Annotated in this window: 14 protein-coding genes; 9 read left to right on the top strand and 5 right to left on the bottom strand. The window is 73.9% G+C overall.

Going from position 1 to position 13,376, the window contains the following annotated elements:
- Positions 1-76 precede the first annotated feature (76 nt).
- The gene (locus tag ACIG0D_RS19455; protein WP_399802194.1) at positions 77-952 is read left to right on the top strand and encodes a glycerophosphodiester phosphodiesterase; all 876 of its coding nucleotides are present in this window, start codon (positions 77-79) and stop codon (positions 950-952) included.
- 74 nt (positions 953-1,026) lie between these two features.
- A complete protein-coding gene (locus ACIG0D_RS19450; RefSeq protein WP_399802192.1) occupies positions 1,027-1,590 on the top strand; it encodes a methylated-DNA--[protein]-cysteine S-methyltransferase in 564 nt (187 codons plus the stop codon).
- A gap of 32 nt (positions 1,591-1,622) precedes the next feature.
- Here the strand turns inward: ACIG0D_RS19450 and ACIG0D_RS19445 are convergent, their stop codons facing one another.
- Positions 1,623-2,051 (bottom strand): VOC family protein, encoded by a 429-nt coding sequence (locus ACIG0D_RS19445; protein WP_399802190.1) that lies wholly within the window; start codon positions 2,049-2,051, stop codon positions 1,623-1,625.
- Between the two features lie 107 nt (positions 2,052-2,158).
- Here ACIG0D_RS19445 and ACIG0D_RS19440 point away from each other — a divergent pair, with 107 nt between their 5' ends.
- The gene (locus ACIG0D_RS19440) at positions 2,159-3,073 is read left to right on the top strand and encodes a pseudouridine-5'-phosphate glycosidase (protein WP_399802736.1); all 915 of its coding nucleotides are present in this window, start codon (positions 2,159-2,161) and stop codon (positions 3,071-3,073) included.
- Entirely contained in the window at positions 3,058-4,020 is a 963-nt protein-coding gene (locus ACIG0D_RS19435; RefSeq protein WP_399802734.1) for a carbohydrate kinase family protein, read from the top strand. The genes ACIG0D_RS19440 and ACIG0D_RS19435 overlap by 16 nt, the downstream gene beginning before the upstream one ends.
- 225 nt (positions 4,021-4,245) lie before the next feature.
- On the opposite strand, the gene ACIG0D_RS19430 is transcribed toward ACIG0D_RS19435, so the two are convergent.
- Positions 4,246-5,040, bottom strand: a complete 795-nt coding sequence (locus tag ACIG0D_RS19430; protein ID WP_399802187.1) for a methyltransferase domain-containing protein — start codon at positions 5,038-5,040, stop codon at positions 4,246-4,248.
- Positions 5,041-5,256: 216 nt separating this feature from the next.
- Here ACIG0D_RS19430 and ACIG0D_RS19425 point away from each other — a divergent pair, with 216 nt between their 5' ends.
- The gene (locus ACIG0D_RS19425) at positions 5,257-6,384 is read left to right on the top strand and encodes a magnesium and cobalt transport protein CorA (protein WP_399802185.1); all 1,128 of its coding nucleotides are present in this window, start codon (positions 5,257-5,259) and stop codon (positions 6,382-6,384) included.
- 105 nt (positions 6,385-6,489) lie between these two features.
- Here ACIG0D_RS19425 and ACIG0D_RS19420 read toward each other — a convergent pair whose 3' ends face one another.
- The gene (locus ACIG0D_RS19420; RefSeq protein ID WP_399802183.1) at positions 6,490-6,909 is read right to left on the bottom strand and encodes a CBS domain-containing protein; all 420 of its coding nucleotides are present in this window, start codon (positions 6,907-6,909) and stop codon (positions 6,490-6,492) included.
- A gap of 130 nt (positions 6,910-7,039) precedes the next feature.
- Positions 7,040-7,681 carry a uridine kinase gene (locus ACIG0D_RS19415; protein WP_399802180.1) on the bottom strand — a complete coding sequence of 214 codons (642 nt, stop codon included), beginning with the start codon at positions 7,679-7,681 and terminating at the stop codon, positions 7,040-7,042.
- Between the two features lie 124 nt (positions 7,682-7,805).
- On the opposite strand from ACIG0D_RS19415, the gene ACIG0D_RS19410 reads away from it, so the two are divergent.
- The 3 genes from ACIG0D_RS19410 (at position 7,806) to ACIG0D_RS19400 (ending at position 10,856) form a co-directional block, all read left to right on the top strand.
- Positions 7,806-8,504, top strand: coding sequence for a DUF2293 domain-containing protein (locus ACIG0D_RS19410; protein WP_399802177.1), 699 nt, complete (start codon positions 7,806-7,808; stop codon positions 8,502-8,504).
- A 214-nt stretch (positions 8,505-8,718) separates the two neighbouring features.
- Positions 8,719-9,198, top strand: a complete 480-nt coding sequence (locus ACIG0D_RS19405; protein WP_399802175.1) for a DUF1772 domain-containing protein — start codon at positions 8,719-8,721, stop codon at positions 9,196-9,198.
- Positions 9,199-9,368: 170 nt separating this feature from the next.
- On the top strand, positions 9,369-10,856 hold the full coding sequence (locus ACIG0D_RS19400; RefSeq protein ID WP_399802173.1) for a glutamate synthase subunit beta: 1,488 nt from the start codon (positions 9,369-9,371) through the stop codon (positions 10,854-10,856).
- 238 nt (positions 10,857-11,094) lie between these two features.
- Here ACIG0D_RS19400 and ACIG0D_RS19395 read toward each other — a convergent pair whose 3' ends face one another.
- Positions 11,095-11,646 carry a carboxymuconolactone decarboxylase family protein gene (locus ACIG0D_RS19395; RefSeq protein WP_399802170.1) on the bottom strand — a complete coding sequence of 184 codons (552 nt, stop codon included), beginning with the start codon at positions 11,644-11,646 and terminating at the stop codon, positions 11,095-11,097.
- Between the two features lie 46 nt (positions 11,647-11,692).
- Here ACIG0D_RS19395 and ACIG0D_RS19390 point away from each other — a divergent pair, with 46 nt between their 5' ends.
- A complete protein-coding gene (locus tag ACIG0D_RS19390; protein ID WP_399802168.1) occupies positions 11,693-13,126 on the top strand; it encodes a PLP-dependent aminotransferase family protein in 1,434 nt (477 codons plus the stop codon).
- Positions 13,127-13,376 lie beyond the last annotated feature (250 nt).

The raw sequence follows: 13,376 nt of genomic DNA, 5'->3' as shown, positions 1-13,376 counted from the left end.
ATCCCGCACCCGCCTCGCGTTGACCCTCTGCTGTCACAGTTGTGCTGTCCGTGACCGCTCGACGCGAGGAGTACGCATGCACCCGCGCGCAGCCACCGCCACGACCACCGCGCTCCTGGGGACCGCCGCGCTGCTGTTCCCGGTCCCCCACTCCCGGGCCGAGGCCGCCGCGCCGCGGCCCGCCGTCATCGCCCACCGGGGCGCCTCCGGTCTCGCGCCGGAGAACACCCTGGCCGCCGTCGACAAGGCGGCCGAGCTGGGTGTCGAGTGGGTCGAGAACGACGTCCAGCGCACCCGGGACGGCGAACTGGTGGTGATCCACGACGACAGTCTGCAGCGCACCACCGACGTCGAGACGGTCTTCCCCGACCGGGCTCCCTGGAAGGTGAAGGACTTCACCGCCGCCGAGATCGCCCGCCTGGACGCGGGGAGCTGGTTCGGCCCCGCGTACGCGGGCGCGCGCGTGCCGACGCTCGAGCAGTATCTGCGCCGCGTCGAGTCCCACCACCAGAAGCTGCTCCTGGAGATCAAGAAGCCGGAGCTGTACCCGGGCATCGAGCGGGACACGCTCAAGGTCCTGGCCAACGAGGGCTGGCTCGACCGGGGCCATGTGACGGGCCGCCTGGTCGTGCAGAGCTTCAGCGCGGACAGCATGCGGACCGTCCACGAGCTGCGTCCCGCCGTACGGACCGGGTTCCTCGGGGCGCCGCCCACCGCGGAGCTTCCGACGTACGCGAGGTTCGTGGACCAGATCAACCCGCCGTACAGCGCCCTGTCCACCGGTTACGTCTTCTCGGTGCACGCCTTCACCGGGGCGCACGGCCGGGCGCTCCAGGTGTCCACCTGGACGGTGGACTCCGCGGACACCGCGCGGACGGTCGCCGCGTACGGGGTGGACGGCATCATCACCAACCGGCCCGACGTGGTGCGGGAGGCCCTGGACGGGGAGTGACGCGGGAGGTGGCTCGGGCGTGACGGCGGATCGGCGGGCGGGCGTTGTCAGTGGCGGGCCGTACGGTGGGTCGCATGAACAGCGATGAGCGGGACGGACGGCAGGACGTGGGTGTGGTGTGGGCCGTGGTCGGCACCGGCATCGGCCCGCTGCTGCTGGCCGCGACCCGCGACGGCCTGGTCAACGTGGTGTTCCACGCCACGAACGCCGTGCGCGACAAGGCGCTGGACCGGCTCGCGTCCCGGCTGGGCACCGAGCCCGTCCACGCCCCCGGCTCCCCGCTCCTGGCCGAGGCGATACGCCAGGTCGACGCGTACTTCCGGGGTGCCCGGCACGCCTTCGACCTGCCGCTGGACTGGTCGCTGATCTCCGGCTTCAACCGTCAGGTGCTGCGCGAACTGGCCTCCGGAGTCCCGTACGGCTCGGTCGTGGGCTACGGCGATCTGGCGGATCGGGTCGGCCAGCCCGGCGCCGCCCAGGCGGTGGGCGCCGCGATGGGCGCCAATCCGCTGCCGGTCGTCGTGCCCTGCCACCGGGTTGTCGAGAGCGACGGCGGGATCGGCGGGTTCGGCGGGGGCCTGGAGACCAAGCGGAAGCTGCTGGCACTGGAGGGCGTGCTGCCCGAGCCGCTGTTCTGAGGGGGCCTGCCCGCCCGGTCCGCCGGGGCGGCTCAGGCGTAGTGGCGGACTTCGAAGACGTTGCCGTCGGGGTCACGGAAGTAGAAGCTGCGCCTGGCCAGGCCGCGTGCGCCGTAGGAGTCGTGGGAGATCTCCGACACGGGCACCTCGTGTGCGTGCAGCCGCGCGCGGAGGGCGTCGAAGGCCTCCGACGACAGCGACAGGCAGACGTGGTTGACCGGGTGGCCGGCGCTCTCGGGGGCGCCGGGGAGCATGGTCATGCTCTCCGCCATGGTCAGCGGGGCCAGGTCGAGGATCGTCTCCTCGTTCACCCGGACGGAGGGGAAGGAGACCTGGCCCGCGACGAAGTCGGTGAGCCGGAGCGGTGTGAGGCCCACCGCCGTCTCGTAGAACGTCGCCGAGGCGACCGGGTCGCGCACCCACAGGACGACATGGTCGAGACGTGTCGAGTTTTCGGTCATGCGCCCAGGCTGGTGGTGTCCCCCGCGGGCCGCAAGCGTTTGAGGGGGTGCGCCGCCCGCCAGAGATGAGGGAGGACCGACGGACAGGAGGCAGTCGCGTGACGCTGGTGGTGCCGGAACTGGTGGTGTCGGAAGAGGTGCGGGAGGCGGTCGCCACGCACCGCCCCGTGGTGGCCCTGGAGTCCACGATCATCGCCCACGGGCTGCCGCGCCCCCGCAATCTGCGGGTGGCGCTGGAACTGGAGGAGGCGGTACGGCAGGAGGGTGCCGTACCGGCGACCGTCGCCGTCCTGGACGGGCGGCCGCACGTCGGCCTGGACAAGGAACAGGTGGAGCGGATCGCCAACGAGGACGGCATCCGCAAGCTGGGCCACCGCGATCTGGCGCTCGCCGCGGCCTCGGGGGCGAGCGGCGCGACGACGGTCTCCGCGACCGCGCTGCTCGCGGCCCTGGCCGGTATCCGGGTGTTCGCCACCGGCGGCCTCGGCGGGGTGCACCGGCAGTGGACGGTGACGCAGGACGAGTCGGCCGACCTCGGCCTGCTGGCGCGCACCCGGATCACGGTGGTGTGCGCGGGGGTGAAGTCGATCCTGGACGTGCCGGCGACGTTGCAGCGGCTGGAGACGCTGGGCGTGGCGGTGGCCGGCTACGGCACGGACCGGTTCCCCGGCTTCTATCTGTCGGACTCGGGGCATCCGGTCGACTGGAGGCTGGACGGCCCGGAGCAGGTGGCGCGCGTGATGCGGGCTCAGGACGCGCTCGGGTTGCCGGAGTCGGCGCTGATCGTGGCCAATCCGGTGCCGGAGGACGAGCAGTTGGATCCGGAGCTGCACGCGCGTGTGCTCGCCGACGCGCTGCGCGCCTGCGAGGAGGAAGGGATCAACGGTCAGGCGGTCACGCCGTTCTTGCTCGACTACCTGGTGCGGCACACGGACGGCGCCTCGCTGAGCGCCAATCTCGCGGCCGTGCGGGGCAACGTACGGCTGGCGGCACGGATCGCGGCGGCCTGGGCCGGGGCGTGACGGGGGCGGAGGGTACGGCGGGGGCAGAGTCCCCCGGAGCGAGAGCGCTGCTGGTCGTCGGGGACGTGATCACCGATGTCGTCGCCCGGCACAGCGGCCCCTTGGCGCCCGGCACGGACACGGCGGCCGTGGTGCGCACCGTGCCCGGCGGGGCAGGCGCCAACGTGGCCTGCTGGGCGGCCTTTTCGGGGAGCGCAGAGGTGCGGCTGCTGGGCCGCGTGGGGGCGGACTCGGTCGCCTGGCACGAGCGGGAGCTGAGGGCCTGCGGGGTGTCCGCGCGGCTGGTCGTCGACCCGGAGGCGCCCACGGGGACGGTGATCTGCCTCGTCGACACGGACGCCGCGGCCGAGCGGACCTTCCTCACCGACAGCGGGGCCTCCCTGCGGCTGGATCCCGGTGACTGGTCGGACATGCTGCTCGACGGTGTCGTACGTCTGCACCTGTCGGGCTATCTGCTGTTCTCCGAGCCGAGCCGGGCCCTGGTGGCGACGGCCCTGGCGGCGGCACGCGCGCGGGGCGTGCCGGTGAGCCTCGATCCGGCGTCGGCCGGCTTCCTCGAGGAGCTGGGCGCCGGCCGTTTCCTGACGCTCGTCGACGGCGTGGACGTACTGCTGCCCAGCCGTGACGAGGCCTGTCTGCTCACCGGGTCGCGCGACGCGGCCACCGCCGCGGCCGAACTGAGCCGGCGCGTGCCGCTGGTGGTGGTCAAGCAGGGCGCCGAGGGCGCGCTGGTGGCGCGGTCCGGCGCGGTGACCGCCCGGATCCCCGCGGTCCCCGCGACGCCTCGGGACACGACGGGCGCGGGTGACGCGTTCACCGGCGCGTTCCTGGCGGCGCTGCTCGCGGGCGCGGAGCCGGAGGAGGCGGCACGGGCGGGCTGCGCGGCGGGGGCGCGGGCGGTGGAGCGGGTGGGGGGTCGGCCGCCGGTGGAGGCCGAGGGGGTGTGAGGGGAGGGGCGGGGTTCGCGCGGGCGCGGGGCCGGTGTGTGGTTCGGGTGGGCCCGGTGATTGGTTTGGGTGGGCCCGGGCGCGGTTCGCGTGGGCCCGGGTGCCGTTCGCGTGGCCCGGGTGCGGCTCGTATGGCCGGGTGCGGCTCGTATGGCCGGGGTGCGGCTCGTGTGGCCCGGGCGCGGCTCGCTGGGCGTCGTGCCCGGGAACGGGAGGCCCCGCCCCTTACGCCCTGCGGCCCCACGCCGAGATCATCGGCGGTCCGGCCAGGTCCAGCGTGCCGGAGGCGATGTTCACGAGGTGACGGTCGATCTCCTGGGCGGTGGCGAGGCCGGCGGAGATCAGGTCGTCGCGGATCTGACGGATCGTCGTGGACTCCAGCGCGGCGCCGGCCGGTGCGGTGACGGGGAAATACGCGTCGGCCTCGACCCGGTGCAGCCCGGCCGCGCGGAGCAGCCGCGGGAGCGCGCGCCCGAAGGCCAGGTCGGCTCCGCGGCCGGCGAGGAGCTGGCGCAGCGCCTGCCGCAGCCGGTTCGCCAGTTGCTGCGCCGGGCCGTGCTCGTCAGGGCAGACCAGCGGTTGCAGGGCCAGGTCGATGTCCTCGACCAGGAGCCGTCCGCCGGGGCGCAGGGCCTTGGCCATCGACCGCAAGGCCCTTGCGCAGTCGGGCACCTGAGCGAGCACCAGCCGGGCGTGGACGAGGTCGAACCCCTCCCCCGGCGGCGCCTCGGCACTCACGTCGTGGACGCGCACCTCCACCGGCGGACGGGCGGCCCCGGCGGCCCAGGAGGTGTCGACGTCGGTCGCGACGACCCTGCCGGTCGGGCCGACCCTTTTGGCCAGCCAGGAGACGACGGTCGTGCCGCCCGCGCCCACCTCCCAGCAACGCCATCCGGGCCCGATGCCGAACCCTTCGAGGTGCCGGAAGGTCGTGGGATCGAACAGGGCGGCGAGCGCGGCGGAGCGCTCTGTCGCCCCGGTCTGCTCGTGAGGGAGCATATTCCCGTCGGTTAGCGTCATGCCGCGATCATCCCATTTGTCTGACTTGCCGGGAGCGGACGACGCTCCGGTGGCGAGTGGAGTCCGCTGCCGCGGCATGCGAAGTCCCGTTGTCCACAGGCGGGAACAAAGCGGAACCTGCGCCTTCCCCAGGCTCCCCCGACCTGTGCGCCACCCTGGCAGACTGGCGCGACAGGCGCGGAAACGCGACGCGAGGGTCCATGCAAGGAGATCCAGATGTCCATGGCAGGGAATCTGCGGAAGGTGACGAGTCTCGGCCGGGTCGGCGGCCTCCGCAGAGTGGCACGGCTGGCCCGTCGGCGCCCGCGCGTCGACCTGAGCCACCCGGCCCGCTCCCCGCTGGGTTCCTCCGTCGTCAACTGCGTGGCGTACGACAAGGGCGCCCGAGTGCCTCTCGGCGGCGACCTGGACGACGCCGTGCGGCGGGTGCGCAAGAGCGGACACGGTTTCGTCTGGCTCGGCCTGCACGAGCCGACGGATCAGGAGTTCGCGGGCGTCGCCGAGCTGTTCGACCTGCATCCGCTCGCGGTGGAGGACGCGATCGAGGCGCATCAGCGCCCGAAGGTGGAGCGGTACGGCGAGACGCTGTTCGCCGTGTTCAAGACGGTCTGCTACGTGGAGCACGAGGAGCTGACGGCCACCAGCGAGGTCGTGGACACCGGCGAGATCATGGTGTTCGTCGGCGAGGACTTCGTGATCACCGTGCGCCACGGCCGGCACGGCTCGCTGGGCCCGCTGCGCGAGGACCTGGAATCCAGGCCCGACCAGCTCGCCAAGGGCCCCTCGGCGGTGCTGCACGCCATCGCGGACAACGTCGTCGACGACTATCTCAGTGTCGTCGAGGCGGTGCAGGAGGACATCGACCAGGTCGAGACGGACGTCTTCGCCGAGCACGGCGCGCGGGCCGACCCCGGTCGCATCTACCAGCTCAAGCGGGAGCTGCTGGAGCTGAAGCGGGCCGTGGTCCCGCTGGGCCGGCCGCTGCTGGACCTCGCCGGCCTGCCGATACGGGTGGTGGACCCAGAGATACAGGCGTACTTCCGCGACGTCTCCGACCACCAGCTGCGCGCCGCCGAGCAGATCGCCGCGTTCGACGAACTGCTCAACTCGATCCTGCAGGCACACCTCGCCCAGGTCACGGTCGCCCAGAACGAGGACATGCGGAAGATCACGGCGTGGGCCGCGATCGTCGCCGTGCCGACGATGGTGTGCGGGATGTACGGCATGAACTTCGACCACATGCCGGAACTGCACTGGCGGTACGGCTACGGCATGGTCATCGGGGTCATAGCGCTGGCGTGCCTGACGCTGTACCGCGGCTTCCGGCGCAACGGCTGGCTCTGAGCGCGGACGTGGGACGTAGGACGCCGGAAGGCGGAGCCGGTGTCGCCGAGGCGGCGGGGCAGCGGTGGCGGGGCCCGCCGGCGCGGGGCGCCAGCGGGCCTGGCGTCAGCTCATCGCGTAGACCCGCTCGGCCCACTCCGCGATCTGGTCCTCTGAAAGATGGCGGACCAGATCGGCCTCGCTGATCATGCCGACGAGGCGCTTGTTCTGGATGACGGGCAGTCGGCGGATCTGGTGGTCCTCCATCTCCCGGAGCACCTCGCTGATGTCGGCGCTCGCGTCGATCCAGCGCGGTGTGCCCTGGGCCATCTCACCCGCGGTGACCCTCGCCGGGTCGCGGCCCATCGCCACACAGCCGACGACGATGTCGCGGTCGGTGAGGATGCCGCAGAGCCGTTCGTTCTGGTCGCTGATGGGCAGGGCGCCGACGCCGAGTTCGCGCATCAGCTGGGCGGCGCGGTCCAGGGTCTCGTGGGCGGGGATCCACTGTGCACCGCGGTGCATGATGTCTCCGGCAGTGGTCATGGAGTACCTCCCGGTGCCGGACGGCCGGCGCGGCGCAGGAGGCACCGCTAGTCCCGGCGCCCTTCATTCTGGTCGCGCCTTCCCGCACCCGCACCCGGAGCGGGACCCGGCCGGGCCGAGGCCTCGCCGTTCAGCCCCGCCACGCCGGGCGGCGCGGATCGTCCGTGCGCACCAGCACGTCGGCCGTACCGGCCGGATCGGTCTCCTCCTCGTAGCGCGCGAAGGCGGGGAGGGTCCAGTGGTCGGCCTCGGGGGTGCGGCGGCGCAGGGCGCCCGGCGAGAGGAGGAGATGAACGGTCAGATCGAAGGGGAACCAGTGCCGTAGGAGGAGGGGCCCGTGCAGCAACAGCACGCCGCCGGGCGGGAGTCGGACGTAGGGGCTGCGGGTGGCGCGGTCGGTGACCGGGTCCCACAGGTCGGGCAGGACACGGCCGTCGCCGCCGGGCTCCAGGGGTCCGAAGACCTCGCGCCACAGGGCTCCGGTGTCGAACCAGCCGTCGTAATAGGTGTCCACATCCCGGCGGCCGTGCTCGAGCCGGAGCGAGGCGGGGCGCAGAAAGCCCTCCGTGCTCACGACCAGGGAGGGCCGGCCGCGCAGGCGCAGCGCCTCGTGGACCCGCTCGGCGAGGTCCCCGGGCCGGGCCGCCGGGGAGCCGTCGAAGGCGACGCGTGGCCAGGCACCGCCGTCGCCCGGCTTCAGGTCGAGCAGCCGGTCGGCGAGCAGATCGCCGAGGCGGTCCCAGGTGATCGGTTCGAGTCGCACACCGCCCATGATGCGACAGCGAGTAGTCGGGATGCGTCCCGCGGAGCATCGGCACAGGCCAGGGTCTGGCCCGTCCCGGCGCGCCGGCACCCCTCCCGGGTAGATCCCAGAGGGCTGGGGGCATGAACCGGGTATGGCCGTATCAGCAACTTCCCCGGCCCGTGCGGGACTTCTTGCCGTGCAGCCGCTCAGGCGCAAGCGGTGCGCCGCGTGCCGGCGCGGACCGTTGTCGATGCTTGTCCTGGAGGACGGGGTGCCGCGCTGTCTGGACTGCGCCGACCTCGGGCATCTGGTGTTCCTGCCGCGCGGCGACACGGCGCTGACCCGCCGGGCGCGGGAGGAGAGCGGGTTGTCGGTGGTGGTCGTGCGGTTCAACCGGCGCAAGGGGCGCTACGAGCGGCAGGGCGTCCTGGTGGAGGCGGCGGGGCTCGCCCGCGCCGAGCGGCGGTGTCTGGCGGATGCGGAGGTACGGCGCCGGCGGCGGATGCGGGACGCGCGGCGGCGGGCGGAGCAGGACGCGCTGTTCGCCGAGGCCTTCGCCGGGGAGATCCGGCGGCTGTTCCCCGGGTGCCCGGCCGAGCGGGCACGGGAGATCGCCACGCACGCGTCGGTGCGGGGCAGCGGGCGGGTGGGCCGTAGCGCGGCGGGGCGGGCGTTGTCCGAGGGGGCGGTCGTCTCGGCGGTCGTGGCCTCCGTACGGCACGTGGACACGCCGTACGACCGGCTCCTGATGAGCGGGGTGCCCCGGCACGAGGCGCGGCAGCGGATCGCGCCCGCCGTGGAGACGGTGCTGCGGGCGTGGCGGGAGGCGGAGATCGAATCGGCCGGGTGACGCGGCAGCGGGGAGGGCGGGGCGGGGGCGGGGGGTGGGGGGGCGGGGGGCGGGGGCGCCCCCGGAGAGGGACGCTGGACGCTCGCTTATGGACGTGCGGCAGTCGGCCATGGCCCGGAGACCGGGATCGGGCTTGACTGGGCGAACAGGCGGAAGCGGAAGCAGCGGAAGCAGGGGCAGCTCAGGCGCGGACCGGCGGCGAGATGAGGGCGACATGATCGACGGACCGTACTTCGTGCTGACGGTGCTGGGGGTGCTCGGCACCGGACTGGTGGCCGGTGTCTTCTGTGCCTTCTCCACGTTCGTGATGCCGGGACTGGCCGCGTTGCCGCCCGCGCAGGGGGTCGCCGCGATGCGGGCGGTCAACGTGGCGGCGGTGCGGCCGGCCTTCATGGCCGTCTTCCTCGGCTCGGCGGTGCTGTGCGCGGTGATCGCGGTGGTGACGTTCGTGCTGTGGCCGGACGGGGGCGCGGTGGAGCTGCTGGTGGGCAGCGCGTTGTTCCTGGTCGGCTCGTTCGGGGTCACCGTGGTGGCCAACGTGCCGCGCAACGAGGCGCTGGGGCGGCTGGAGCCGGGTGCGGCGGAGGCGGCGGCGTACTGGTCGTCGTACGTGCGGGAGTGGACGGCGTGGAACCACGTCCGCGCGGTCGCCTCGGCCGCCGCCGCGCTGGCCTACGTCCTCGCGCTGACCTGACGCACGCGACGTTGCGGGAGGTTTCCGGGAGAGCCGGCGGGGAAGCGCTCTCCGGGCCCTCTGCACGGGCGGCAAAGGGGACGTATCGTGTCCGAAAGAGTGCCGGTGAGGACGCACGGCCGTCGCACGCGTGCGCGAGGAACGTACGCCGGGAAGCTGGGGAGCCGGCCATGGCCGATCCCAAGGGATTCATGACCACGCCCCGCCAGGAGTGGCCCCGCCGACCGGTCGGGGAACGGGTGCGGGACTGGAACGAGGTGTACGTCCCGGGCGCGCTGCTGCCCATCATCGGCCGGCAGGCCGACCGCTGCATGGACTGCGGTGTCCCGTTCTGCCACCACGCCTGTCCGCTGGGGAATCTGATCCCCGAGTGGAACGACCTGGTCGCCCGGGACGACTGGCGGGCGGCGGCGGACCGGCTGCACGCCACGAACAACTTCCCCGAGTTCACGGGCCGGTTGTGTCCGGCGCCGTGCGAGGCGGGGTGCGTGCTCGCGATCAACCAGCCTGCCGTGACCATCAAGAACGTGGAGTGCGCGATCGCCGACCGCGCCTGGGAGGAGGGGTTCACGCCGCCGCGCCCGCCGGACCGGCTGTCCGGGCGGACGGTCGCGGTGATCGGCTCGGGCCCGACCGGGCTGGCCGCCGCCCAGCAGCTCACCCGTGCGGGGCACACGGTCGCGGTGTACGAGAGGGACGACCGGCTGGGCGGGTTGATGCGGTACGGCATTCCCGAGTTCAAGATGGAGAAGCACCATCTGGAGCGGCGGCTGGAGCAGATGCGGGCCGAGGGGACGAAGTTCCGCACCTCGACGGCGGTCGGGCGGGACGTCGACGCGGCAGAGCTGCGGACCCGCTACGACGCGGTGGTCATCGCCACGGGGGCCACGGCGTGGCGGGAACTGCCGGTGCCGGGGCGGGAGCTGGCCGGGGTGCACCAGGCGATGGAGTATCTGCCGCTGGCCAACCGGGTGTGCGAGGGCGACCTGGAGAGGTCCCCGCTGTCCGCCGCCGGGAAGCACGTGGTGATCGTCGGCGGCGGGGACACGGGGGCCGACTGTCTGGGCACCGCCGTGCGGGAGGGCGCCGCGTCCGTGACCCAGCTGGACATCTACGCCCAGCCGGGCACCGAGCGCGACGAGGACGCCGAGCCCTGGCCGACGTACCCGCGGATCTACCGGCTGTCCGCCGCGCACGAGGAGGCCGGAACGCTGCGGACGGCACCGGCCGCCGACGCCGACGCCCGGCTGTTCGCGGCATCGACGCTGCGCCTCACGGGCGACGCGGACGGGCGGGTGCGCGCCCTGCACCTCGTCGAGGTGGACGCGCGGCGCCGCCCGCTGCCCGGGACCGTCCGGTCGCTCCCCGCCGACCTGGTGCTGCTCGCCCTCGGCTTCCTGGGTCCGGATCGGGAGGACGGGATCGTCGATCAGCTGGGGCTGACCCTCGACCCGCGCGGCACCATCGCACGCGATGCCGGCTTCGCGACCAACGTCCCCGGGGTGTTCGCGGCGGGGGACGCCGCGCGGGGGCAGTCGCTGATCGTGTGGGCGATCGCGGAGGGGCGAGCGGTGGCCGCGGCCGTCGACCGCTACCTGACGGGCGGCACCCGCCTGCCGGCACCGATCGGGCCGTACGACCGGCCGATGGGCGTTTAGCCGGGCGCGGGCGGGGCGGTGAAGCGGCACGCGTGCCCTGGGGCGCCGGGGCGGGGGCCGGTCGGGAGCCGGACGGCCGGCCGAGGAGGCTGGCTGTGGCGAGACGAAGAGGGCGCAGCCAGCCAGGGAGGGCTCCTGCCCCGGCTGGTCCGGCCGCCCAGCCGACCGGCCAACCAGCCAGCAGTGCCCGCCGCCCACCCAGGAAGGGGCGAGCCGGGCCACTCGCCCCGCACACCTCTCAGCGACGACCCCGCTCGTCCGTCCCCGCCACCTTGGCCGTGGCCAGGGCGACCCGGTTCCAGGTGTTGATGGTGAGGATGAGCGCGAGCACCTGGGCCAGTTCCTCCTCGTCGAAGTGGGCGGCGGCCTCGGCGTAGACCTCGTCGGGGACGCCGTGGTCGGCGACGAGGGTGACGGCCTCCGTCAGGGCGAGGGCGGCCCGCTCGCGCTCGGTGAAGAAGTGCCGGGCCTCGCGCCACACGGCGACCATGTGCAGCCGCTCCTCGCTCTCCCCGGCCCGGCGTGCGTCGCCGGTGTGCATGTGGAGGCAGTACGCGCAGTGGTTGAGGTGGGAGGCGCGGATCTGGATGAGTTCGACCAGGGCCGGATCGAGCCCCGCGCGGGCGGCGGCGTCGAAGCCGACGAGGGCGCGGAACGCCTTCGGGGCGGACCGGGCGAAGTCGAGGCGGGCGCGGCTCCCAGGCACCGGCAGGGGCAGGGGCCCGGGGGCCGGAAGGGTCGTGGTGCCGGTGGGGTCCGTCTGCGTCGCGTTCGTCGCGTTCGTCGTCATGGTTTGAACCTACGGCGCTCAAAGACCGGCGGTAGGGTGCATTTCCATGGCGGATTCGTGGGTCAATGAGGCGGAGCGGATCGGTGCCGACCTGCACCTTGAGCTGTCGGGACCGGGCGGGCGGCGGGCCGCGCTCATCCGGGCGCTGCGCGAGGCCGTGCGCAGTGGCCGGCTCACACCCGGCACCCGGCTGCCGCCCTATCGTTCGCTCGCCGCCGACCTCGGTGTCGCCCGCAACACGGTGGCGGACGCGTACGCGGAACTCGTCGCCGAGGGCTGGCTGACCGCCCGTCAGGGCTCCGGCACCCGGGTCGCCGAGCGCGCCGAACCTCTGAAGCGCACCGCGCGGGTGCCCAAAAAGGCACCTCCACGCGCGCGTGGACCCCGGCACGACCTGCGCCAGGGCACCCCGGACGCCTCTGCGTTCCCCCGCGCGGCCTGGCTCGCCTCGTACCGGCGGGCCCTCCAGCAGGCGCCCAACGAGGTGTTCGGGCCCGGCGATCCGGCGGGGCGCAGGGAGTTGCGCGAGGCGCTGGCCGAGTACCTGGCCCGCGCGCGAGGAGTCCGCACCGAGCCGGACCGGATCGTGATCTGCTCCGGCTTCGCGCACGCCCTGCGGCTGCTGTTCCACCCGAGTGGCCACAGCGGGGCCCCGGCCGTCCTGCGCGGCCCCCTGGCCGTCGAGTCGTACGGACTCGGCTTCCACCGGGGCCTGCTGACCGCCGGAGGCGTCCGCACGGTGCCGCTGCCCCTCGACGAGGACGGCGCCCGGGTCGACCTGCTGGCGCGCGAGCGGGCCGTCCTGCTCACGCCCGCGCACCAGTTCCCGACCGGCGGTCCGCTGCACCCGGCCCGCCGGGCCGCCGTCGTCGACTGGGCACGCGCGCGTGGAGGTGTGGTTCTGGAGGACGACTACGACGGGGAGTTCCGCTACGACCGCAAGCCCGTCGGCGCGGTGCAGGGCCTGGATCCGGAGCGGGTGATCTATTTGGGCTCGGTCAGCAAGAGCCTGTCGCCGGCGCTGCGGCTGGGCTGGATGGTGCTGCCGGAGCGGTACGTCGACGGCGTCCTCGCGGCCAAGGGCGAGCGGGAGGGCTGGGCGAGCGTGCTGGACCAGCTGAGCCTCGCCGACTTCCTCTCCAGCGGGGCGTACGACCGTCATGTGCGGCGGATGCGGCAGCGGTACCGCAGCCGCCGGGACCGGCTCGTGGCCGCGCTCGCCGAGCAGGCACCGCACATCCGGGTCACCGGTGTGGCGGCGGGGCTGCACGCCGTGCTGCGGTTGCCGCCGGGCACCGAGCGGTCCGTCGTCAAGGCCGCCGCGTGGCAGGGCATCGCCCTCGACGGCCTCGCCGAGTTCCGGCACCCGCAGGCCACGACGGACGCCGTGGACGGGCTGGTCGTGGGGTACGCAACGCCCTCGGAGCACGCGTACGGGGCGGCGCTGGACGCGCTGTGCGGGGTGCTGCCGCCGCCCTGACGCGACGGAGAGGCGGAAAGGCGGGTCCCGCGCGGGAGGGGCATCCGCGGCGCCCCCTCCCCAGCCCCGGGAGGGGCATCCGCAGCGCTCCTCCCCCAGCCTCGGGAAGGGCGTCCGCAGCGCCCTCCCCAACCCCCAGCATGGCCGCTAGGGGGTGTCTCGTCGATCAGGCCGGATCAGCGAGCGGCGTCTAGTGCCGTGCATCGCAAGGCGGAGGAGGGAGTCGATGCGGAGCATCGGCGACCGACGA

Origin of the sequence: Streptomyces sp. NPDC052773, assembly GCF_044547145.1 — a bacterium.
Lineage (GTDB): Bacteria > Actinomycetota > Actinomycetes > Streptomycetales > Streptomycetaceae > Streptomyces.
Note: the sequence above shows the minus strand (reverse complement) of the source record. Positions and strands in the feature narration are given on the sequence as shown.

Bases quoted from the DNA above. Each gene is read 5' to 3' on its own strand.
- ACIG0D_RS19450 (WP_399802192.1), top strand. From the start codon at position 1,027: ATGAACAGCGATGAGCGGGACGGACGGCAGGACGTGGGTGTGGTGTGG.
- ACIG0D_RS19415 (WP_399802180.1), bottom strand. From the start codon at position 7,681: ATGGGCGGTGTGCGACTCGAACCGATCACCTGGGACCGCCTCGGCGAT.
- ACIG0D_RS19395 (WP_399802170.1), bottom strand. From the start codon at position 11,646: ATGACGACGAACGCGACGAACGCGACGCAGACGGACCCCACCGGCACC.
- ACIG0D_RS19430 (WP_399802187.1), bottom strand. From the start codon at position 5,040: ATGACGCTAACCGACGGGAATATGCTCCCTCACGAGCAGACCGGGGCG.
- ACIG0D_RS19425 (WP_399802185.1), top strand. From the start codon at position 5,257: ATGTCCATGGCAGGGAATCTGCGGAAGGTGACGAGTCTCGGCCGGGTC.
- ACIG0D_RS19405 (WP_399802175.1), top strand. From the start codon at position 8,719: ATGATCGACGGACCGTACTTCGTGCTGACGGTGCTGGGGGTGCTCGGC.
- ACIG0D_RS19400 (WP_399802173.1), top strand. From the start codon at position 9,369: ATGGCCGATCCCAAGGGATTCATGACCACGCCCCGCCAGGAGTGGCCC.
- ACIG0D_RS19410 (WP_399802177.1), top strand. From the start codon at position 7,806: ATGGCCGTATCAGCAACTTCCCCGGCCCGTGCGGGACTTCTTGCCGTG.
- ACIG0D_RS19445 (WP_399802190.1), bottom strand. From the start codon at position 2,051: ATGACCGAAAACTCGACACGTCTCGACCATGTCGTCCTGTGGGTGCGC.
- ACIG0D_RS19455 (WP_399802194.1), top strand. From the start codon at position 77: ATGCACCCGCGCGCAGCCACCGCCACGACCACCGCGCTCCTGGGGACC.
- ACIG0D_RS19420 (WP_399802183.1), bottom strand. From the start codon at position 6,909: ATGACCACTGCCGGAGACATCATGCACCGCGGTGCACAGTGGATCCCC.
- ACIG0D_RS19390 (WP_399802168.1), top strand. From the start codon at position 11,693: ATGGCGGATTCGTGGGTCAATGAGGCGGAGCGGATCGGTGCCGACCTG.